Annotated in this window: 19 protein-coding genes; 14 read left to right on the top strand and 5 right to left on the bottom strand. The window is 60.7% G+C overall.

Annotation, left to right across the window (positions count from 1 at the left end):
• Window positions 1-74: 74 nt before the first annotated feature.
• The gene (locus tag J3P90_RS22190; protein WP_420767654.1) at window positions 75-563 is read right to left on the bottom strand and encodes a DUF3015 domain-containing protein; all 489 of its coding nucleotides are present in this window, start codon (window positions 561-563) and stop codon (window positions 75-77) included.
• Between the two features lie 274 nt (window positions 564-837).
• Between J3P90_RS22190 and J3P90_RS22185 the strand changes: the two genes are divergently transcribed.
• From J3P90_RS22185 to J3P90_RS22170, 4 genes are all read left to right on the top strand, one after another.
• Window positions 838-3,276, top strand: a complete 2,439-nt coding sequence (locus J3P90_RS22185) for a Lon protease family protein (protein ID WP_434562228.1) — start codon at window positions 838-840, stop codon at window positions 3,274-3,276.
• A gap of 320 nt (window positions 3,277-3,596) precedes the next feature.
• Window positions 3,597-3,938, top strand: coding sequence for a hypothetical protein (locus J3P90_RS22180; protein WP_420767652.1), 342 nt, complete (start codon window positions 3,597-3,599; stop codon window positions 3,936-3,938).
• Window positions 3,939-4,048: 110 nt separating this feature from the next.
• Window positions 4,049-4,537, top strand: a complete 489-nt coding sequence (locus J3P90_RS22175; protein WP_420767651.1) for a TIGR00645 family protein — start codon at window positions 4,049-4,051, stop codon at window positions 4,535-4,537.
• A 119-nt stretch (window positions 4,538-4,656) separates the two neighbouring features.
• A complete protein-coding gene (locus tag J3P90_RS22170; RefSeq protein ID WP_003205746.1) occupies window positions 4,657-5,274 on the top strand; it encodes an FKBP-type peptidyl-prolyl cis-trans isomerase in 618 nt (205 codons plus the stop codon).
• A gap of 89 nt (window positions 5,275-5,363) precedes the next feature.
• Here J3P90_RS22170 and J3P90_RS22165 read toward each other — a convergent pair whose 3' ends face one another.
• The 3 genes from J3P90_RS22165 to J3P90_RS22155 form a co-directional block, all read right to left on the bottom strand.
• The gene (locus J3P90_RS22165) at window positions 5,364-5,621 is read right to left on the bottom strand and encodes a PA4570 family protein (protein ID WP_003205743.1); all 258 of its coding nucleotides are present in this window, start codon (window positions 5,619-5,621) and stop codon (window positions 5,364-5,366) included.
• Window positions 5,622-5,824: 203 nt separating this feature from the next.
• Window positions 5,825-6,166, bottom strand: coding sequence for a zinc ribbon domain-containing protein YjdM (locus J3P90_RS22160; protein WP_420767650.1), 342 nt, complete (start codon window positions 6,164-6,166; stop codon window positions 5,825-5,827).
• Window positions 6,167-6,365: 199 nt separating this feature from the next.
• Entirely contained in the window at window positions 6,366-7,334 is a 969-nt protein-coding gene (locus tag J3P90_RS22155) for a polyprenyl synthetase family protein (protein WP_420767649.1), read from the bottom strand.
• Window positions 7,335-7,586: 252 nt separating this feature from the next.
• Here J3P90_RS22155 and rplU point away from each other — a divergent pair, with 252 nt between their 5' ends.
• The 5 genes from rplU (at window position 7,587) to J3P90_RS22130 (ending at window position 11,437) form a co-directional block, all read left to right on the top strand.
• Complete coding sequence (rplU, locus tag J3P90_RS22150) at window positions 7,587-7,901, top strand: 50S ribosomal protein L21 (protein WP_003176051.1); 315 nt, start codon at window positions 7,587-7,589, stop codon at window positions 7,899-7,901.
• A 35-nt stretch (window positions 7,902-7,936) separates the two neighbouring features.
• Window positions 7,937-8,194: a 50S ribosomal protein L27 gene (gene rpmA / locus J3P90_RS22145; RefSeq protein ID WP_053153633.1), complete on the top strand. Its 258-nt coding sequence runs from the start codon at window positions 7,937-7,939 to the stop codon at window positions 8,192-8,194.
• 191 nt (window positions 8,195-8,385) lie between these two features.
• Window positions 8,386-9,609, top strand: coding sequence for an Obg family GTPase CgtA (gene cgtA, locus J3P90_RS22140; RefSeq protein WP_039593902.1), 1,224 nt, complete (start codon window positions 8,386-8,388; stop codon window positions 9,607-9,609).
• A gap of 235 nt (window positions 9,610-9,844) precedes the next feature.
• Window positions 9,845-10,963, top strand: a complete 1,119-nt coding sequence (gene proB / locus J3P90_RS22135; protein ID WP_420767648.1) for a glutamate 5-kinase — start codon at window positions 9,845-9,847, stop codon at window positions 10,961-10,963.
• Between the two features lie 9 nt (window positions 10,964-10,972).
• Window positions 10,973-11,437, top strand: a complete 465-nt coding sequence (locus J3P90_RS22130) for a CreA family protein (RefSeq protein WP_420767647.1) — start codon at window positions 10,973-10,975, stop codon at window positions 11,435-11,437.
• Window positions 11,438-11,622: 185 nt separating this feature from the next.
• On the opposite strand, the gene rpsT is transcribed toward J3P90_RS22130, so the two are convergent.
• Window positions 11,623-11,901, bottom strand: a complete 279-nt coding sequence (gene rpsT, locus J3P90_RS22125; RefSeq protein WP_020798646.1) for a 30S ribosomal protein S20 — start codon at window positions 11,899-11,901, stop codon at window positions 11,623-11,625.
• Between the two features lie 254 nt (window positions 11,902-12,155).
• Here rpsT and murJ point away from each other — a divergent pair, with 254 nt between their 5' ends.
• From murJ to fkpB, 5 genes are all read left to right on the top strand, one after another.
• Window positions 12,156-13,694: a murein biosynthesis integral membrane protein MurJ gene (murJ, locus tag J3P90_RS22120; protein ID WP_420767646.1), complete on the top strand. Its 1,539-nt coding sequence runs from the start codon at window positions 12,156-12,158 to the stop codon at window positions 13,692-13,694.
• 129 nt (window positions 13,695-13,823) lie between these two features.
• On the top strand, window positions 13,824-14,762 hold the full coding sequence (gene ribF, locus J3P90_RS22115) for a bifunctional riboflavin kinase/FAD synthetase (RefSeq protein WP_420767645.1): 939 nt from the start codon (window positions 13,824-13,826) through the stop codon (window positions 14,760-14,762).
• A 13-nt stretch (window positions 14,763-14,775) separates the two neighbouring features.
• On the top strand, window positions 14,776-17,607 hold the full coding sequence (ileS, locus tag J3P90_RS22110) for an isoleucine--tRNA ligase (RefSeq protein WP_434562236.1): 2,832 nt from the start codon (window positions 14,776-14,778) through the stop codon (window positions 17,605-17,607).
• Window positions 17,600-18,112, top strand: a complete 513-nt coding sequence (gene lspA / locus J3P90_RS22105) for a signal peptidase II (protein ID WP_420767643.1) — start codon at window positions 17,600-17,602, stop codon at window positions 18,110-18,112. Before ileS ends, lspA begins: the two co-directional genes overlap by 8 nt.
• A complete protein-coding gene (gene fkpB / locus J3P90_RS22100) occupies window positions 18,105-18,542 on the top strand; it encodes an FKBP-type peptidyl-prolyl cis-trans isomerase (protein ID WP_420767642.1) in 438 nt (145 codons plus the stop codon). Before lspA ends, fkpB begins: the two co-directional genes overlap by 8 nt.
• Window positions 18,543-18,552 lie beyond the last annotated feature (10 nt).

Genomic DNA, 18,552 nt, shown 5'->3' with positions numbered 1-18,552 from the left:
AAGATCGAAAAATAAAGACCGAGAGGGCCCCAGAAAGAAAACCCGCTCCCCGAAAGGAGCGAGTGGTGTCGAGCTTAAGCTTGAGTCGCGTACTTGGCCAGGCGAGGGTCGTTTTTCAGAATGGCCAGGGTGTTGGCATGCACGTCTTCTGCGGTCACGTCAGCCTTGCTGAAGATCTGCTGGAAGTGCTCGTGGGTCACAGCGGAGAAGTGAGCGCGATCTTCCGGCGCCACACCCAGTACCACGGCGTAGGTGGTCAGCGCTTCGCCCTGACCCTTGGCCATGTCTTCGGACAGCTCGTTCATCATGCCATTCATGGCCAGCCAGGACTTACCACCGTAGGTCAGTGCTGCGTTGGTCGAGCAGCCGTTGGTGCCGGAGGTCATGCCGAAGGTGGCGTTGCCGGAGGTGCCGTTGGTGGTGGATGCGAGGAAGTGGGCCGGGGTGCCACGCTGACCTTCGAACAGCATGTTGCCCCAACCGCAATCCGGGCCGCCCGGCGCCTGAGCCATGGCGTTGATGGATACAGCGGTGAAGAGAGTACCGAGAAGAATCCGTTTCATAGCTATGTTCTCTTTATGTGCATACCAATGGACAGGGTCTGGCCCCTACAGGAGCCAGTGGGCCGGTTATTGTTCCAGCCGCGCAGTTTGGAGTTTAGGCACGATCCGAGGGTTCCGTGACATTTTGCAAAAACATTACTGCAAACCCGTTGCTTGCGGGGCTCTGCGCTGGGTTTTTCCCTCGACTATGCTTTGGCCTGAGACGCTCCTTGCCAGTCAGGTATAGGCAGCGCCAGAATGCCGCTATCTGCCCCGCCTGATGTAAGGAAGCCCGATGCCTGATCCTGTTGCTGCCAGCTTGCGTCTAGCGCCCGAAGCGCTGACCCGTCCGTTTTCCGCTGAACAGTTCAGCTTCTCTACCACCAATGATCTGGAGCCCTTCCGCGGTGTGCTTGGCCAGGAGCGTGCGGTCGAAGCATTGCAGTTCGGTGTGGCGATGCCACGCCCCGGTTACAACGTATTCGTCATGGGTGAGCCCGGTACTGGCCGGTTCTCTTTCGTCAAGCGCTACCTCAAGGCCGAAGGCAAGCGCATGCAGACCCCGTCGGACTGGGTCTATGTCAATAACTTCGATGAGCCTCGCGAGCCACGCGCCCTGGAGCTGCCCTCGGGTACGGCGGGCACGTTCATTGGCGATATCAATGGCCTTATCGACAATCTGCTGGCGACTTTTCCGGCCGTGTTCGAGCACCCGTCCTACCAGCAGAAAAAAAGCGCCATCGACCGCGCCTTCAACCAGCGCTACGACCGCGCTCTCGATGTGATCGAGCGCCTGGCATTGGAAAAGGATGTCGCGCTGTACCGTGACAGCAGCAACATCGCGTTCACGCCGATGAGCGAGGGCAAGGCGCTGGACGAGGCGGAGTTCGCCCAACTGCCGGAGGCCGAGCGCGAGCGGTTCCACGAAGATATTTCCGGCCTGGAGGAGCGCCTGAACGAAGAGCTCGCCAGCCTCCCGCAGTGGAAACGCGAATCCAACAACCAGTTGCGTCAGCTCAACGAAGAAACCATCACCCTGGCCTTACAGCCTTTGCTGGCGCCGTTGTCGGAAAAGTACGCCGAGAACGCCGCGGTTTGTGGATATCTGCAAGCCATGCAGGTCTATCTGCTCAAGACCGTGGTCGAACAACTGGTGGACGACAGCAAGACCGACGCCGTCGCCCGCAAGCTGCTGGAAGAGCAATACGCGCCGAGCCTGGTCGTCGGCCATCCGGCGAGCGGTGGCGCGCCGGTGGTGTTCGAGCCGCACCCGACCTACGACAACCTGTTCGGGCGCATCGAGTACAGCACCGACCAGGGCGCGCTCTACACCACGTATCGGCAGTTGCGCCCAGGCGCCTTGCACCGTGCCAACGGTGGTTTTCTGATCCTGGAAGCGGAAAAGATGCTCGGCGAGCCGTTCGTGTGGGATGCGCTCAAGCGTGCCCTGCAGTCGCGCAAGCTGAAAATGGAGTCGCCACTGGGCGAGTTGGGGCGGCTGGCGACGGTCACCCTGACGCCGCAGCACATCCCGTTGCAGGTCAAGGTCGTGATCATCGGCGCGCGCCAGCTCTATTACGCCTTGCAGGACCTGGATTCGGATTTCCAGGAAATGTTTCGCGTACTGGTGGACTTCGATGAAGACATCCCGATGGGCGACGAGAGCCTGGAGCAGTTTGCCCAGTTGCTCAAGACACGCACCTCGGAAGAGGGCATGGCGCCGCTGACCGCCGATGCGGTGGCGCGCCTGGCGACTTACAGTGCGCGTCTGGCCGAACACCAGGGACGCCTTTCGGCGCGTATCGGTGACCTTTTCCAACTGGTCAGCGAGGCGGATTTCATACGCCAACTGGCCGGTGACGAGATGACCGATGCCGGTCACATCGAGCGCGCCTTGAAGGCCAAGGCAACCCGCACCGGGCGTGTCTCGGCGCGAATCCTCGACGACATGCTGGCGGGGATCATCCTCATCGACACCGACGGCGCGGCCGTGGGCAAGTGCAACGGGTTGACGGTACTTGAGGTGGGCGACTCTGCGTTCGGTGTCCCGGCGCGCATTTCGGCCACGGTATATCCCGGCGGCAGCGGTATCGTCGACATCGAGCGAGAGGTCAACCTCGGCCAGCCAATCCACTCCAAGGGTGTGATGATTCTTACCGGCTACCTGGGAAGCCGGTATGCCCAGGAATTCCCGCTAGCGATCTCGGCCAGCATCGCCCTGGAGCAGTCCTACGGCTATGTGGACGGCGACAGCGCATCCCTCGGCGAAGCTTGCACGCTGATCTCGGCCTTGTCGAAGACGCCATTGAAGCAGTGCTTCGCCATCACCGGCTCGATCAACCAATTTGGTGAAGTGCAGGCGGTGGGTGGGGTCAACGAGAAGATCGAAGGCTTCTTCCGCCTCTGTGAAGCCCGCGGGCTGACAGGCGAGCAGGGGGCGATCATTCCCCAGGCCAATGTTGCGACCCTGATGCTCGATGAAAAAGTGCTGGCCGCCGTGCGCGCCGGGCAATTCCACGTCTACGCCGTGCGCCAGGCCGACGAAGCCCTGAGCCTGCTGGTGGGCGAACCCGCGGGCGAGCCGGACGAGAACGGCGAGTTCCCGGAGGGCAGCGTCAATGCGCGCGTGGTGGAGCGGCTGCGGGTTATCGCGGAAATGATCAGCGAGGACGATATCAAGGAGGCGGAAAAGGAACTGGCGCAGCAGGCGCTGGCGGAGGCCAAGCCTGCTTGAGGATTTTCCCTATATCGGAAAATCTAATTGTGGGAGCGAGCCTGCTCGCGATAGCGGATGGACAGTCGACATCATTGTTGCTGTCCATCCGCCTTCGCGAGCAGGCTCGCTCCCACACTGTTTTTTATGGATCATTTTTTCTTAATGCGCCACCAGTTTGGCGTCAATATTCACACTGTGACCGCTCGGCGCATTCTGGTTTCGAAATCCTTCGCCGCCGGAACTTTTCTCCTATCCTCAGTTCAAGGATAACGAGAGCCATCATTGGATCGAAACAGCCCCGCCTGGGCTGAATACCGGATCTACCGAGGGGCGCCGCCATGTCGCGCAACCTTTGCCTTACCCGCCAGTGCCTGGGCCTGGTGACCCGCATTGAATGTGCTGTCCGTCCGCTCGCTGGAGACACGGGCATGTGGACCGTGCTCTTCGCCGCCGGAATGGCCGGCGAGCAACCTTCCGCCATCAAGGCCCAGGGGCCGTTTCCCGGGCCGACCGCCGCAGAAACCATACTCGACACCATCGTCCAGAGCCTGACAACCCACGGTTATGAACTGGCCGACGATCCGCAGATCTGGTCCCTGCACATGCAGGCGCAACTGCGGGAGATCAACGGAGGGCGTTGTCGCAACGTTGGCGGTTTTGAGTTTCGTCCGCTTCAGTGAGTCGTCCAGGGGCATGCTCCGCCAGTAGATCCGCAGGCCGGACCGGCGTTTGTCGGTAGGGGCGTGGCTGGTATACTCGCCGCGTTTTTTCAGCCCTGGTGTGAGACTCAATGGAACGCTTTATCGAAAATGCAATGTACGCCTCCCGTTGGCTGCTGGCGCCGATCTACTTCGGGCTGTCTCTGGGCTTGCTGGCCCTGGCGCTGAAATTCTTCCAGGAAGTCTTTCACGTCATCCCCAACGTGTTTTCCATGGCCGAGTCCGAGCTGATCCTGGTACTGCTGTCGCTGATCGACATGGCGCTGGTGGGCGGTTTGCTGGTCATGGTGATGATCTCCGGCTATGAGAATTTCGTCTCGCAACTGGACATCGATTCCGACAAGGAAAAGCTCAACTGGCTGGGCACCATGGACTCTTCATCCCTGAAGATGAAGGTGGCCGCGTCGATCGTAGCCATCTCTTCCATCCATTTGTTGCGTATCTTCATGGATGCCAAGAATGTCGATCCCGACCACCTGATGTGGTACGTGATCATCCACATGACGTTCGTGGTGTCGGCCTTCGCCATGGGGTATCTGGACAAGCTGACCAAGCACTGAGGTTCGTCACGCGCTGCGGCATCTGTGCTAGTCTGCTCGCCCTTTTGGTTCCGGGCGCTCCGGGAGGCGCTGTGTACGCACGGCAACTTCCCGGGCCGTCCGCACAGCGGAGCAGCATCATGTCCGAAGTTAACCTGTCCACCGACGAAACACGCGTCAGCTACGGCATTGGCCGTCAGTTGGGCGACCAACTGCGCGACAATCCGCCACCGGGCGTGAGCCTGGACGCGATCCTGGCCGGCCTGACCGACGCGTTCGCCGGCAAGCCAAGCCGCGTGGGCCAGGACGAGATGTCCGCCAGCTTCAAGGTCATCCGTGAAATCATGCAAGCGGAAGCCGCCGCCAAGGCTGAGGCCGCTGCGGGCGAAGGTCGTGCGTTCCTGGCTGAAAATGCCAAGCGCGAAGGCATCACCACCCTGGCCTCCGGCCTGCAATTCGAAGTGCTGACCCAGGGTGAAGGCGCCAAGCCGACCCGTGAAGACCAAGTGCGAACCCATTACCACGGCACCCTGATCGACGGCACTGTGTTCGACAGTTCCTACGATCGTGGCCAGCCAGCCGAATTCCCGGTAGGCGGCGTGATTCCTGGCTGGACCGAGGCGCTGCAACTGATGAACGCCGGCAGTAAATGGCGTTTGTACGTGCCTAGCGAGCTGGCCTACGGCGCCCAGGGCGTTGGCAGCATCCCGCCGCACAGCGTGCTGGTGTTCGACGTCGAGCTGTTGGACGTATTGTAAGACCCTGTCCGGTTTTTACAGCCGGACAAAAAACTGTGGGAGCGAGCCGCACCATCGCTCCCACAGGTTCTCCCACAGGTTATTTATGCTCATCCATGGAATCTGCCGCTGAAGTCACCCGTTGGGCGCAACGCCCGGGCGTAGCAGAACAGGAACAGGTTTCGCACCAACTCCTTTAGCACCAGCGGTTCGCTGGAGTTGAGGCTGTTGAGGTCCAGATCCCCCTGGTCCTGCAGCTCATTCAAGGCTTCTTCTTCAAGCACCGCACAGACTTCCCCGGTTTCCCGGTGCAGGATCCTCAGGTAGGGATGTGGACGGTCCAGCCAGGCATCGATCAAATAAGTCATGGTTCTCATCTCCTTGATGGGTTCGATGAGAATAATTCTTATTCGCTAAATAGCAAGTCTCTATTGGCGCAACGGTTTTTTTCTGACGATGGGTTGTGAAAGCCCAAGCGGGTGGAATCCCGTGGGGCCGCACAAAATAGGGTTGGGGAGGGGGAAGGCAAGCACCATCCCACGCGGGGCATGGGATGGGAAATACAACAGATTCAGACTTTTCTGACGAACTCGGATTTAAGCTTCATCGGGCCGATGCCGTCGATCTTGCAGTCGATATCGTGATCGCCATCGCATAGGCGGATGTTCTTGACCTTGGTGCCAACCTTGACCACCAGGGAAGTGCCCTTGACCTTGAGGTCCTTGATCACGGTAATGGTATCGCCGTCCTGCAGGACGTTGCCGACCGAATCCTTCTTCACGATGTCGTCGGATGGCGCTTGCGCTTCGCCGCCGGCGGACCATTCATGGGCGCACTCCGGGCAGACCAGCTGGGTACCGTCTTCGTAGGTGTATTCGGAATTGCATTTCGGGCAGGGAGGCAACGTGCTCACTAAGGTTCCTTGGTATCAGGAGGGCAAAAGGGCGCACATTGTATAGGGTTTTGTTGCCAGGAGGGTGATACGGGGCTTTTGTGGCGAGGGAGCTTGCTCCCGGTGGGCTGCGCAGCCGCCCCCTTATGGCACTTGCGGTCGCTGCGCAACCGAGCGGGAGCAAGCTCCCTCGCCACAAAAGCTCGCCGTTTTCATGCAATCAATGGGTGCGGGCGACCGCAAACTCGCTCAGTTCCACCAGCGCATCGCGGTACTCGCTGGCCGGTAGGGCGTCGAGGCACTTGATTGCGCGGGCGACGTAGTCCTGGGCCAATTTCGCGGTGTATTCCAGCGATCCGGAAGCTTCGACCGCGATCCGGATGCTCTCCAGGTCCTCGATCCCGCCTTTCTGGATCGCCTGGCGTACCAAAGCTGCCTGTTCAGGCGTGCCTTCACGCATGGTGTAGATCAGCGGCAGGGTCGGCTTGCCTTCGGCCAGGTCGTCACCGACGTTCTTGCCCAGGGTCTCGGCGTCGCCCTTGTAGTCCAGCAGGTCGTCCACCAGCTGGAAGGCCACGCCCAGGTGGTCGCCAAAGGTGCGCAGGGCTTCGCTCTGCTCGGCGGTGGCACCGGCCAGGGCGGCGGCGCTGTGGGTCGAGGCTTCGAAGAGCATCGCGGTCTTGCCGCGAATGACCTCCATGTAGGTTTCTTCGGTGGTGCTGGCATCGCGCACCTTGGACAACTGCAGCACTTCGCCTTCGGCGATGATGCGCGTGGCCTGGGACAGGATCTTCATTACCGGCATCGAGCCCAGCTCGACCATCATTTCGAACGAGCGCGAGTACAGGAAGTCACCTACCAGCACGCTCGGGGCGTTGCCCCACATGGCGTTGGCGGTCGAACGGCCACGGCGCATGCCGGACATGTCGACGACGTCGTCATGCAGCAGGGTCGCGGTGTGCAGGAATTCGATGGTGGCGGCGAGCAGGCGCATGTCGTCGCCTTCGCGACCCAGTGCCTTGCCGCACAGTAGCACCAATAAAGGACGCAGGCGCTTGCCGCCGGCCGACGTGATGTAGTCGCCGATTTTCGATACCAGCGGCACGCGGGACGTCAGCTGCTTCTTGATGATACCGTCGACGGCACTAAAATCGTCCGCCACTGCGCGGTAGAAAGCTTGGGGTTGCATCAGCGACAGGCGCTCCAGAAGGGTTGCGCGGCATGCTAGGACCCACGTCCGCAGGTGTCAAGGCGCATGCTTCTACAGTGCGGGGCGGCCACTTGCAAGGCTCGGTCAGCTTGCGTACAATCGCGCACCCTGAACTTCCTGGGCAGCACCTGCCTTACGCAATTGCATCCGGGCCTTCCAGCCCATGCAGCCATGCCAGCCAATACCTCTTCTTATAAAGCGCTGGGTGAGCAGGATTATCGGAGAAATACCATGTCGTATGCAGTAATCGTTACTGGTGGCAAGCAATACAAGGTCGCCCCAGGTGAATACCTGAAGATCGAAAAACTGGAAATCGCTACCGGCGAATCCGTGACTTTTGATCGCGTTCTGTTGGTCGCCAATGGCGATGACGTGAATATCGGCGCTCCAGTCGTTGCTGGCGCTACCGTAGTGGCTGAAGTGATCTCCCAAGGTCGTCACGATAAAGTCCGCATCATCAAGTTCCGTCGTCGTAAGCACCACATGAAGCGTATGGGCCACCGCCAGTGGTACACCGAGATCAAAATCACCGGTATTCAGGCTTAATTTCAGCCTAATTCCTCACTAGGAGAATTGAACTCATGGCACACAAAAAAGCTGGTGGTAGTACCCGTAACGGTCGCGACTCAGAAGCCAAACGCCTTGGCGTGAAGATGTATGGCGGCCAGGCTATCAAAGCGGGCAACATCATCGTGCGTCAGCGCGGCACCCAATTCCACGCTGGCTACGGCGTTGGCATGGGTAAGGATCACACCCTCTTCGCTAAAATCGAAGGCGTGATCAAGTTCGAAGTAAAAGGCGCCTTCGGTCGTCGTTACGTAAGCGTTATCGCAGCTTAATTGCGAGACCGCTGGAAAAGCCCTGTCTTGCGACGGGGCTTTTTCGTTTGTGGGGTGAGTCTCTTGCAAAACTGTTTGTATGGGCTGTCGGCGCTGCGGTTGGGGCGTGTTTTGAGGTCGCTGCGCTCATTTTTGCAAGAGTCTTATGTCTTGTTTTTTTCGGCTCGTCCGTACGGCGAGAGGCGTGTGTCATGAAGTTTGTTGATGAAGTATCGATTCGAGTAAAGGCTGGCGACGGCGGCAATGGCTGCATGAGTTTCCGTCGGGAAAAATTCATTGAAAACGGTGGCCCGAACGGTGGTGACGGGGGCGACGGCGGCTCGATCTACATGCTCGCCGATGAAAACCTCAATACCCTGGTGGACTACCGTTACACCCGGCACTTCGATGCCGAGCGTGGCTCCAACGGTGGCAGCACCGACTGCACCGGCAAGAAGGGCGAAGACCTGATCCTGCGCGTGCCGGTCGGTACCACGGTGATCGATTCCGCCACCCAGGAAGTCATCGGCGACCTGACCAAGGCCGGCCAGCGTTTGCTGGTGGCCCATGGTGGCTGGCACGGTCTGGGCAACACCCGTTTCAAATCCAGTACCAACCGCGCGCCGCGCCAGACCACGCCAGGCAAGCCCGGCGAACAGCGTGACCTGAAGCTGGAAATGAAAGTGTTGGCCGATGTGGGTCTGTTAGGTCTGCCGAATGCCGGTAAAAGTACCTTCATTCGCTCGGTGTCGGCGGCCAAGCCTAAAGTGGCCGACTACCCGTTCACCACCCTGGTGCCAAACCTGGGCGTGGTCAGTGTCGACCGTTGGAAAAGCTTCGTGATCGCCGACATTCCGGGGCTGATCGAAGGCGCTTCCGAGGGTGCCGGCCTGGGCATTCGCTTCCTCAAGCACTTGTCCCGTACCCGCCTGTTGCTGCACCTCGTCGACATGGCGCCTCTGGATGAAACCAGTGCTGCCGATGCTGCCGAGGTCATCGTCAACGAGCTGACCAAGTTCAGCCCGGCCCTGGCCGAGCGCGACCGTTGGCTGGTGCTGAACAAGTGCGACCAGATCCTCGAGGAAGAGCACGAGGAGCGGGTCAAGGAGATCGTCGATCGCCTGGAGTGGGAAGGTCCGGTCTACGTGATCTCGGCCATCGCCAAGGAAAACACCGAGCGTCTGTGCCACGACATCATGCGTTACCTGGAAGATCGCGCCGATCGCCTGGCCAACGACCCGGCCTACAAGGAAGAGCTGGCCGAGCTCGACCAGCGCATCGAAGACGAGGCGCGCGCCCAGTTGCAGGCGCTGGACGACCAGCGTGCCTTGCGCCGCAGTGGCGTCAAGTCGGTCCATGACATCGGTGACGACGATTGGGACGAAGAAGATGTGGATGACGAGGACGGTCCGGAGATCATCTACGTCCGCGACTGATCTTGTGCTGATGCCGGCCGCTTGAAGGCAAAACCTGTGGGAGCGAGCAGGCTCGCTCCCACAAGGATTCTCGTGTGGCTGGCATTAACTGGTCCAGGGCGGTGTTATCATCGCAGCCAGCCGGTTTCCAAGGCGCCGCTCAATCGAGCGGCGTTTTGGTATCTGTAAAACGCAAATACGAATAATCCCATGGGCGGCGCTGGGTCGCGCCGTTCGCTGGCAAAGGTTGAAGAAAATGCGGAGCAAGGTGACGGGTGCGCAGCGCTGGGTCGTCAAGATCGGCAGCGCACTGCTGACGGCGGATGGCAAGGGCCTGGATCGCACGGCTATGGCGGTGTGGGTCGAACAGATGGTGGCCTTGCATGAGGCGGGTGTCGAGTTGGTGTTGGTCTCTTCCGGGGCCGTGGCTGCCGGCATGAGTCGCCTGGGCTGGACGTCGCGACCCAGCGCGATGCATGAGCTGCAAGCTGCCGCCGCCATCGGCCAGATGGGCCTGGTCCAGGCTTGGGAGTCGAGCTTCGCCGAGCATGGTCGCCACACGGCGCAGATCCTGCTGACCCATGACGACCTGTCCGACCGCAAGCGCTACCTCAATGCCCGCAGTACGTTGCGGGCGTTGGTCGAGCTGAAGGTTATCCCGGTGATCAACGAGAACGACACGGTGGTCACCGACGAAATCCGTTTTGGCGACAACGACACCCTGGCCGCGCTGGTGGCGAACCTGGTGGAGGCGGATCTGCTGGTGATCCTCACGGATCGCGACGGCATGTTCGATGCCGATCCACGCAACAATCCCGACGCCAAGCTGATCTACGAGGCCCGCGCCGATGATCCGGCGCTGGATGCCGTGGCGGGTGGCACCGGCGGGGCTTTGGGGCGTGGCGGCATGCAGACCAAGCTGCGCGCGGCGCGCCTGGCGGCCCGCTCCGGGGCGCATACGATTATCGTGGGTGGTCGGCTGGAACGTGTATTGGATCGCCTGAAGGCTGGCGAGCGTATCGGAACATTGTTGTCGCCCGAGCGCGGCATGCTGGCGGCACGCAAGCAATGGTTGGCCGGGCATCTGCAAACCCGTGGCACCTTGGTGCTGGATGCGGGGGCGGTGTCGGCCTTGTCCCAGGGCAACAAGAGTTTGCTGCCAGTGGGCGTGAAGCTGGTCCAGGGCAGTTTTCGTCGCGGCGAGATGGTGGTATGCGTCGCGCCGGACGGTCGCGAAATCGCCCGCGGCCTGGCCAACTACAGCGCGTTGGAAGCGCAGAAAATCATCGGCCAGTCGTCTGATGCGATCGTCGGCTTGTTGGGTTACATGGCGGAGCCCGAATTGGTCCACCGTGACAACCTGATCCTCGTCTAAGGAAAAAACATGGGTATGGCAAAAGGATTGATCGGTTTGCTGCTGGCACTGCCGCTGCTGGCTTCGGCCGAGGAAATCGGCCAGGTCTCGACGGTGTTCAAGTTTGTCGGGCCGAACGATCGGATCGTGGTCGAGGCGTTTGACGATCCCAAGGTGGACGGCGTGACCTGTTACCTGTCGCGGGCCAAGACCGGTGGTGTAAAAGGCGGTCTGGGCCTGGCCGAAGATCGCGCCGAGGCGTCCATCGCCTGTCGGCAGGTCGGGCCCATCAGCTTCAAGGGCGACCTCAAGGACGGCGAAGAGGTGTTCCGCGAGCGCACTTCGTTGGTGTTCAAGACCATGCAGGTGGTGCGGTTCCTCGACAAGAAGCGCAATACGCTGGTGTATCTGGTCTATAGCGATCGCGTGATCGAGGGCAGCCCGCAAAATGCGGTGACGGCGATTCCGATCCTGCCGTGGGCTCGGGCTCAATAACCTACGCTCAATGCCCCTGTGTGGGAGCGAGCCCGCTCGCGATACGGTGTGTCAGGTGGCATCAATGCTGCTGGCAGACAGCATTCGCGAGCAAGCTCGCTCCCACAGTTTTTTTGCTGTGTGGTTGATAAATCGCAGGCAATAAAAAACCGACCCTGAGGTCGGTTTTTTAACGAGCGCGTCGCTTAGGCAGCAGCGGCAACGTTCAAGGCCTTTACGTGGCCATTCAGGCGGCTCTTATGGCGAGCAGCCTTGTTCTTGTGGATGATGCCTTTATCGGCCATGCGGTCGATAACTGGCACAGCCAGAACGTAAGCAGCTTGTGCTTTTTCAGCGTCTTTTGCGTCGATGGCCTTGACTACATTCTTGATGTAGGTACGGACCATGGAACGCAGGCTGGCGTTGTGGCTGCGACGCTTCTCAGCCTGTTTTGCACGTTTTTTGGCGGAAGGTGAGTTGGCCACCGTCGAGCTCCTCGAAAGACTTTTTAGGAAATAGCAAACAAAATAGGCCGCGAATCATGCCGATGAGTTGAGGTCTTGTCAAGGGCGGGTGACACGTTCCGCTGAATGGCAGGTGCGGCGCACCGAATGATTTCTTTCCGGCGTGCGACCTGTAAACTCGCGGGCTTTGGCGCTGTGCTGTTTAGCGGCGCGGAGTATCGCACAAGTGGGCGCATTGTTCGCCTGCTGTTTATCGACAGGCAAAAACTCTTTTCATGAATCTGCTTAAATCGTTGGCTGCCGTCAGCTCTATCACGATGCTTTCCCGTGTCCTGGGGTTCGTTCGCGATACGCTGATCGCCCGGATATTCGGTGCCGGAATGGCCACCGACGCCTTCTTCATTGCGTTCAAATTGCCCAACCTGCTGCGGCGAATCTTTGCCGAAGGGGCTTTTTCCCAGGCCTTCGTGCCGATCCTGGCGGAATATAAAAGCCAGAAGGGCGACGAGGCGACCCGCACCTTCATCGCCTATGTAACGGGGTTGCTGACGCTGGTGTTGGCACTTGTCACGGCCGCCGGCATGCTCGCCGCGCCTTGGGTGATCTGGGCCACCGCGCCAGGGTTCACCGACACGCCGGAAAAGTTCCAGCTCACCTCGGATCTGTTGCGGGTGACCTTTCCTTATATATTGCTGATTTCCCTGTCGTCGCTGGCCGGGGCGATCCTCAATACCTGGAACCGCTTTTCGGTGCCGGCCTTCGTGCCGACGCTGCTCAATGTCAGCATGATCGTGTTTGCGTTGTTCCTGACGCCGTATTTCGATCCACCGGTAATGGCTCTGGGATGGGCGGTATTGGTGGGTGGCCTGGCGCAGTTGCTCTATCAACTGCCGCACCTGAAGAGGATCGGCATGCTGGTGCTGCCGCGGCTGAACCTGCGCGACAGCGGCGTGTGGCGCGTCATGAAGCAGATGCTGCCGGCGATTCTCGGTGTCTCGGTGAGTCAGATCTCGCTGATCATCAACACTATTTTTGCCTCGTTTCTGGTGGCTGGCTCGGTGTCGTGGATGTACTACGCCGACCGCTTGATGGAGTTGCCGTCCGGCGTGCTGGGCGTGGCGCTGGGCACGATTCTGCTGCCGACCCTGGCCAAGACCTACGCCAGCCAGGATCGCCATGAGTACTCGCGGATCCTCGATTGGGGCCTGCGCCTGTGCTTCGTGCTGGTCCTGCCTTGCGCGTTGGCGTTGGGGATCCTCGCCGAGCCGCTGACCGTTTCCTTGTTCCAGTACGGTCAATTCAATGCATTTGATGCCCTGATGACGCAGCGGGCACTGATTGCCTATTCGGTGGGGCTGCTCGGGATCATCGTGATCAAGGTCCTTGCGCCAGGTTTCTATGCCCAGCAGAACATCCGCACGCCGGTGAAGATCGCGGTCTTCACGCTGGTGATGACCCAACTGTTCAACCTGTTGCTCATCGGTCCCCTGGCCCATGCCGGCCTGGCCTTGGCAATCAGTGCAGGGGCCTGCCTCAACGCTGGGCTGCTGTTCTATCAACTGCGCAAGCAGAAGATGTATCAACCGCTGCCGGGCTGGGGCAAGTTCGGCCTCAAGCTGCTGGTCGCCGTGGCGGTGATGTCGGCGGTATTGTTGGCCGGGATGCACTTCATGCCGGCTTGGGGCGAAGGGCAGATGCTCGAGCGTTTCCTGCGCCTGGGCGTGTTGGTCGTGGCGGGCGTGGTGGCGTATTTCGGCATGTTGCTGCTGATGGGGTTCCGTTTGCGCGACTTCAATCGCAAAGCCTTGAACTGAGCACCTGCTCTGTATGATCACGGGCCCGACGGCGGTTTTGTCGGTTCGATCACTTTGGGTTACGGTGTTGCCTGTCACCGACCGCCGGGTGTGGTTATAATCGGCCACTTTATGAGCAAGAAGCGCGTTATGCAGCTGGTTCGAGGCCTTCACAACCTGCGTCCCCGCCATCGGGGCTGTGTCGCCACCATTGGCAACTTCGACGGTGTCCACCGTGGTCACCAGGCTATCCTGGCGCGGCTGCGCGAGCGTGCGCTGGAATTGGGCCTGCCCAGCTGCGTGGTGATCTTCGAGCCGCAGCCCCGGGAGTTTTTCGCCCCGGACACCGCTCCGGCCCGCTTGGCGCGGCTGCGGGACAAGCTGCAGCTGCTGGCCGCCGAAGGCGTCGACCGGGTCCTGTGCCTGGCCTTCAACCAGCGCCTGAGCAAACTCAGTGCCGCCGAATTCGTCGATACCATCCTGGTGGATGGTCTCGATGTGAAACACTTGGAAGTCGGCGATGACTTCCGTTTTGGCTGTGATCGGTCCGGAGATTTTGATTACCTGCAACAGGCAGGTATCGCCCAGGGCTTCACGGTTGAAGCGGCGCAGACCGTCGAGATGGACGGTTTGCGCGTCAGCAGCACCCAGGTCCGCAACGCCTTGGCGGCCGCCGACTTCGAATTGGCCGAGCGCTTGCTCGGCCGGCCGTACCGGATTGCCGGGCGGATCCTGCATGGGCAAAAACTGGCGCGTCAATTAGGCACGCCAACGGCCAACGTGCAGCTCAAGCGCCGTCGTGTGCCGCTCACCGGGGTGTTCCTGGTGAGTGTCGACATCGATGGCAAGACCTGGCCCGGCGTCGCCAATATCGGCGTACGGCCGACGGTCCAGGGAGATGGCAAGGCCCATCTCGAAGTACACATTCTGGATTTTGCCGGCGATCTGTATGACCGGCGTTTGACGGTGGTTTTCCACCAGAAGCTGCGTGAAGAGCAGCGTTTTGCCTCTCTGGAGGCGCTCAAGACGGCGATCCATGCAGATATCGCCGCCGCCCGTGCCCTTGTCGCAACCAGCGCCAATCGCTAATGAAGAGCCTTAAATGACCGACTATAAAGCCACGCTAAACCTTCCGGACACCGCCTTCCCAATGAAGGCCGGCCTGCCTCAGCGCGAACCACAGATTCTGCAGCGTTGGGACAGCATTGGCCTGTACGGAAAGTTGCGCGAAATTGGCAAGGATCGTCCGAAGTTCGTCCTGCACGACGGCCCTCCGTACGCCAACGGCACCATCCACATCGGTCACGCGCTGAACAAGATTCTCAAGGACATGATCATCCGCTCCAAGACCCTGTCGGGTTTTGACGCGCCGTATGTCCCGGGCTGGGACTGCCACGGCCTGCCGATCGAGCACAAGGTCGAGGTGACCCACGGCAAGAACCTGGGCGCGGACAAGACCCGCGAGCTGTGCCGTGCCTATGCCACCGAGCAGATCGAAGGGCAGAAATCCGAATTCATCCGCCTCGGCGTGTTGGGCGACTTCGCCAACCCGTACAAGACCATGAGCTTTGCGAACGAAGCCGGCGAAATCCGTGCCTTGGCGAAAATCGTCGAGGGTGGCTTCGTGTTCAAGGGCCTCAAGCCCGTGAACTGGTGCTTCGATTGCGGTTCGGCCCTGGCCGAGGCGGAAGTCGAGTACGAAAACAAGAAGTCCTCGACCATCGACGTCGCATTCCCGATCGCCGATGAAGACAAGCTCGCCGCCGCGTTCGGCCTGGGCAAGCTGGCCAAGCCGGCGGCTATCGTGATCTGGACCACCACCCCGTGGACCATCCCGGCCAACCAGGCGCTGAACGTCCACCCGGAATTCAACTACGCCCTGGTCGATGTCGGTGACAAGCTGCTGGTGTTGGCCGAAGAGCTGGTCGAATCCTGCCTGGCCCGTTACGGCCTCGAAGGTTCGGTGGTTGCCACCGCGCCAGGTTCGGCGTTGGAACTGATCAATTTCCGCCATCCGTTCTACGACCGTCTGTCGCCGGTGTACCTGGCCGACTACGTGGAACTGGGCGCGGGCACCGGCGTGGTTCACTCCGCGCCGGCCTATGGCGTTGACGACTTCGTGACCTGCAAGAAATACGGCATGGTCAACGATGACATCCTCAACCCGGTGCAGAGCAATGGCGTGTACGTGCCGTCGCTGGAATTCTTCGGCGGCCAGTTCATCTGGAAAGCGAACCCGGCCATCGTCGACAAGCTGACCGAAGTCGGCGCGCTGCTGCACACCACCGTCATCGAACACAGCTACATGCACTGCTGGCGCCACAAGACCCCGCTGATCTACCGTGCCACGGCGCAGTGGTTCATCGGCATGGACAAGCAGCCCACCAGCGGCGACACCCTGCGCCAGCGTTCGCTCAAGGCTATCGAAGAGACCCAGTTCGTGCCGGCCTGGGGCCAGGCGCGCCTGCACTCGATGATCGCCAACCGTCCGGACTGGTGCATCTCTCGCCAGCGCAACTGGGGCGTGCCGATTCCGTTCTTCCTGAACAAGGAAAGCGGCGAGCTGCACCCGCGTACTGTCGAGCTGATGGAACAAGTTGCCCAGCGCGTCGAAGCCGAAGGCATCGAAGCCTGGTTCAAGCTGGACGCCGCCGAGCTGCTGGGCGACGAAGCGCCACTGTACGACAAGATCAGCGACACCCTGGACGTCTGGTTCGACTCCGGCACCACCCACTGGCACGTGCTGCGCGGTTCACACCCGATGGGCCACGAGACCGGCCCGCGCGCCGACCTGTACCTGGAAGGTTCGGACCAGCATCGCGGCTGGTTCCACTCGTCCTTGCTGACCGGTTGCGCCATCGACAACCACGCGCCGTACCGCGAGCTGCTGACCCACGGCTTCACCGTCGACGAGTCCGGCCGCAAGATGTCCAAGTCCCTGGGCAACGTGATCGCGCCGCAGAAAGTCAACGACACCCTCGGCGCTGACATCATGCGCTTGTGGGTTGCATCCACCGATTACTCCGGCGAGATGGCGGTTTCCGAGCAGATCCTGCAACGCAGCGCCGACGCCTACCGGCGAATCCGTAACACCGCGCGTTTCCTGCTCTCGAACCTGACCGGCTTCAACCCGGCCACCGACCTGTTACCGGCCGAAGACATGCTCGCCCTGGATCGCTGGGCCGTGGACCGTACTTTGCTGCTGCAACGTGAATTGCAGGAACACTACGGCGAATACCGTTTCTGGAACGTCTACTCCAAGATCCACAACTTCTGCGTGCAGGAGCTCGGTGGTTTCTACCTCGACATCATCAAGGATCGCCAGTACACCACCGGCGCCAACAGCAAGGCGCGCCGTTCCTGCCAGACCGCGCTGTTCCACATCAGCGAAGCGCTGGTGCGCTGGATCGCGCCGATCCTGGCGTTCACCGCCGATGAGCTGTGGGAATACCTGCCGGGCGAGCGCAATGAATCGGTGATGCTCAACACCTGGTACGAAGGCCTGACCGAACTGCCGCAAGGCTTCGAGCTGGACCGTGCGTACTGGGATCGAGTGATGGCGGTCAAGGCAGCGGTCAACAAGGAAATGGAAATTCAGCGGGCGGCCAAGGCCGTCGGCGGCAACCTGCAGGCCGAAGTGACGCTCTACACCGAAGACGCCCTGGGCGCCGACCTGGCGAAACTGGGCAACGAGCTGCGCTTCGTGCTGATCACCTCCACCGCCAGTGTCGCGCCGTTGGCGCAGGCGCCGGCTGATGCTGTGGTCACCGAAGTGAGTGGCCTGAAGCTCAAGGTGGTCAAGTCGAGCTTCGTCAAATGCGCCCGTTGCTGGCACTGCCGTGAAGACGTCGGCGTGAACCCGGAGCATCCGGAAATCTGCGGTCGTTGCGTCGACAACATCAGCGGCACAGGCGAGGTTCGCCACTATGCCTAATGTGGCGGGCCGTTTCGGGCGGCTGGGCTGGCTCTGGTTGAGCGTGCTGGTGCTGGTGATCGATCAGGCCAGCAAGTACTACTTCGAGGGTTCGTTGACCCTGTACCAGCAAATCGTGGTCATTCCTGACTACTTCAGCTGGACACTGGCCTACAACACCGGTGCAGCGTTCAGCTTCCTGGCCGACAGCTCGGGCTGGCAGCGCTGGCTGTTCGCGCTGATCGCCGTGGTGGTCAGCGCCGTGCTGGTGGTCTGGCTCAAGCGCCTGGGGCGTGACGAAACCTGGCTGGCGGTGGCGCTGGCCTTGGTCCTGGGTGGGGCGCTGGGCAATCTCTACGATCGGATTGCCTTGGGCCACGTCGTCGATTTCATCCTGGTGCATTGGCAGAATCGCTGGTACTTCCCCGCGTTCAACTTTGCCGACAGCGCCATCAGCGTGGGCGCCGTGATGCTCGCGCTGGATATGTTCAAGAGCAAGAAAACCGGAGAAGCCGTCCATGACTGAGCAGCGTATCGCTCAAAACACCGAAGTGAAGCTTCACTTCGCCCTGCACCTGGAAAACGGCGACACGGTCGACAGCACTTTCGACAAGGCGCCGGCGGTGTTCAAGGTCGGCGACGGCAACCTGCTGCCGGGCTTCGAGGCGGCGCTCTTCGGTTTTAAGGCCGGCGACAAGCGCACCGTGGTCGTTCCACCGGAAAATGCCTTTGGTCAGCCCAACCCGCAAAACGTGCAGACCATGCCACGCTCGCAATTCCAGGACATGGAACTGTCCGAGGGCTTGCTGGTGATTTTCAACGATGCGGCCAACGCCGAGCTGCCGGGTGTGGTGAAGGCTTTCGACGATGCCCAGGTGACGGTGGACTTCAACCATCCATTGGCGGGCAAGACCTTGAGTTTCGAAGTGGAAATTCTTGAGGTCAAGGCGGTTTAAGGTTTAACGG

Source organism: Pseudomonas sp. D3-10 (assembly GCF_051132175.1).
Taxonomy (GTDB): domain Bacteria; phylum Pseudomonadota; class Gammaproteobacteria; order Pseudomonadales; family Pseudomonadaceae; genus Aquipseudomonas.
This window is presented reverse-complemented; position numbering and strand designations above follow the sequence as displayed.

Excerpts from the sequence above, each read along its gene's own strand:
- J3P90_RS22190 (WP_420767654.1), bottom strand. The coding sequence starts at position 563 with ATGAAACGGATTCTTCTCGGTACTCTCTTCACCGCTGTATCCATCAAC.
- J3P90_RS22185 (WP_434562228.1), top strand. The coding sequence starts at position 838 with ATGCCTGATCCTGTTGCTGCCAGCTTGCGTCTAGCGCCCGAAGCGCTG.
- J3P90_RS22180 (WP_420767652.1), top strand. The coding sequence starts at position 3,597 with ATGTCGCGCAACCTTTGCCTTACCCGCCAGTGCCTGGGCCTGGTGACC.
- J3P90_RS22175 (WP_420767651.1), top strand. The coding sequence starts at position 4,049 with ATGGAACGCTTTATCGAAAATGCAATGTACGCCTCCCGTTGGCTGCTG.
- J3P90_RS22170 (WP_003205746.1), top strand. The coding sequence starts at position 4,657 with ATGTCCGAAGTTAACCTGTCCACCGACGAAACACGCGTCAGCTACGGC.
- J3P90_RS22165 (WP_003205743.1), bottom strand. The coding sequence starts at position 5,621 with ATGACTTATTTGATCGATGCCTGGCTGGACCGTCCACATCCCTACCTG.
- J3P90_RS22155 (WP_420767649.1), bottom strand. The coding sequence starts at position 7,334 with ATGCAACCCCAAGCTTTCTACCGCGCAGTGGCGGACGATTTTAGTGCC.
- rplU (WP_003176051.1), top strand. The coding sequence starts at position 7,587 with ATGTCGTATGCAGTAATCGTTACTGGTGGCAAGCAATACAAGGTCGCC.
- rpmA (WP_053153633.1), top strand. The coding sequence starts at position 7,937 with ATGGCACACAAAAAAGCTGGTGGTAGTACCCGTAACGGTCGCGACTCA.
- cgtA (WP_039593902.1), top strand. The coding sequence starts at position 8,386 with ATGAAGTTTGTTGATGAAGTATCGATTCGAGTAAAGGCTGGCGACGGC.
- proB (WP_420767648.1), top strand. The coding sequence starts at position 9,845 with ATGCGGAGCAAGGTGACGGGTGCGCAGCGCTGGGTCGTCAAGATCGGC.
- J3P90_RS22130 (WP_420767647.1), top strand. The coding sequence starts at position 10,973 with ATGGGTATGGCAAAAGGATTGATCGGTTTGCTGCTGGCACTGCCGCTG.
- murJ (WP_420767646.1), top strand. The coding sequence starts at position 12,156 with ATGAATCTGCTTAAATCGTTGGCTGCCGTCAGCTCTATCACGATGCTT.
- ribF (WP_420767645.1), top strand. The coding sequence starts at position 13,824 with ATGCAGCTGGTTCGAGGCCTTCACAACCTGCGTCCCCGCCATCGGGGC.
- ileS (WP_434562236.1), top strand. The coding sequence starts at position 14,776 with ATGACCGACTATAAAGCCACGCTAAACCTTCCGGACACCGCCTTCCCA.
- lspA (WP_420767643.1), top strand. The coding sequence starts at position 17,600 with ATGCCTAATGTGGCGGGCCGTTTCGGGCGGCTGGGCTGGCTCTGGTTG.
- fkpB (WP_420767642.1), top strand. The coding sequence starts at position 18,105 with ATGACTGAGCAGCGTATCGCTCAAAACACCGAAGTGAAGCTTCACTTC.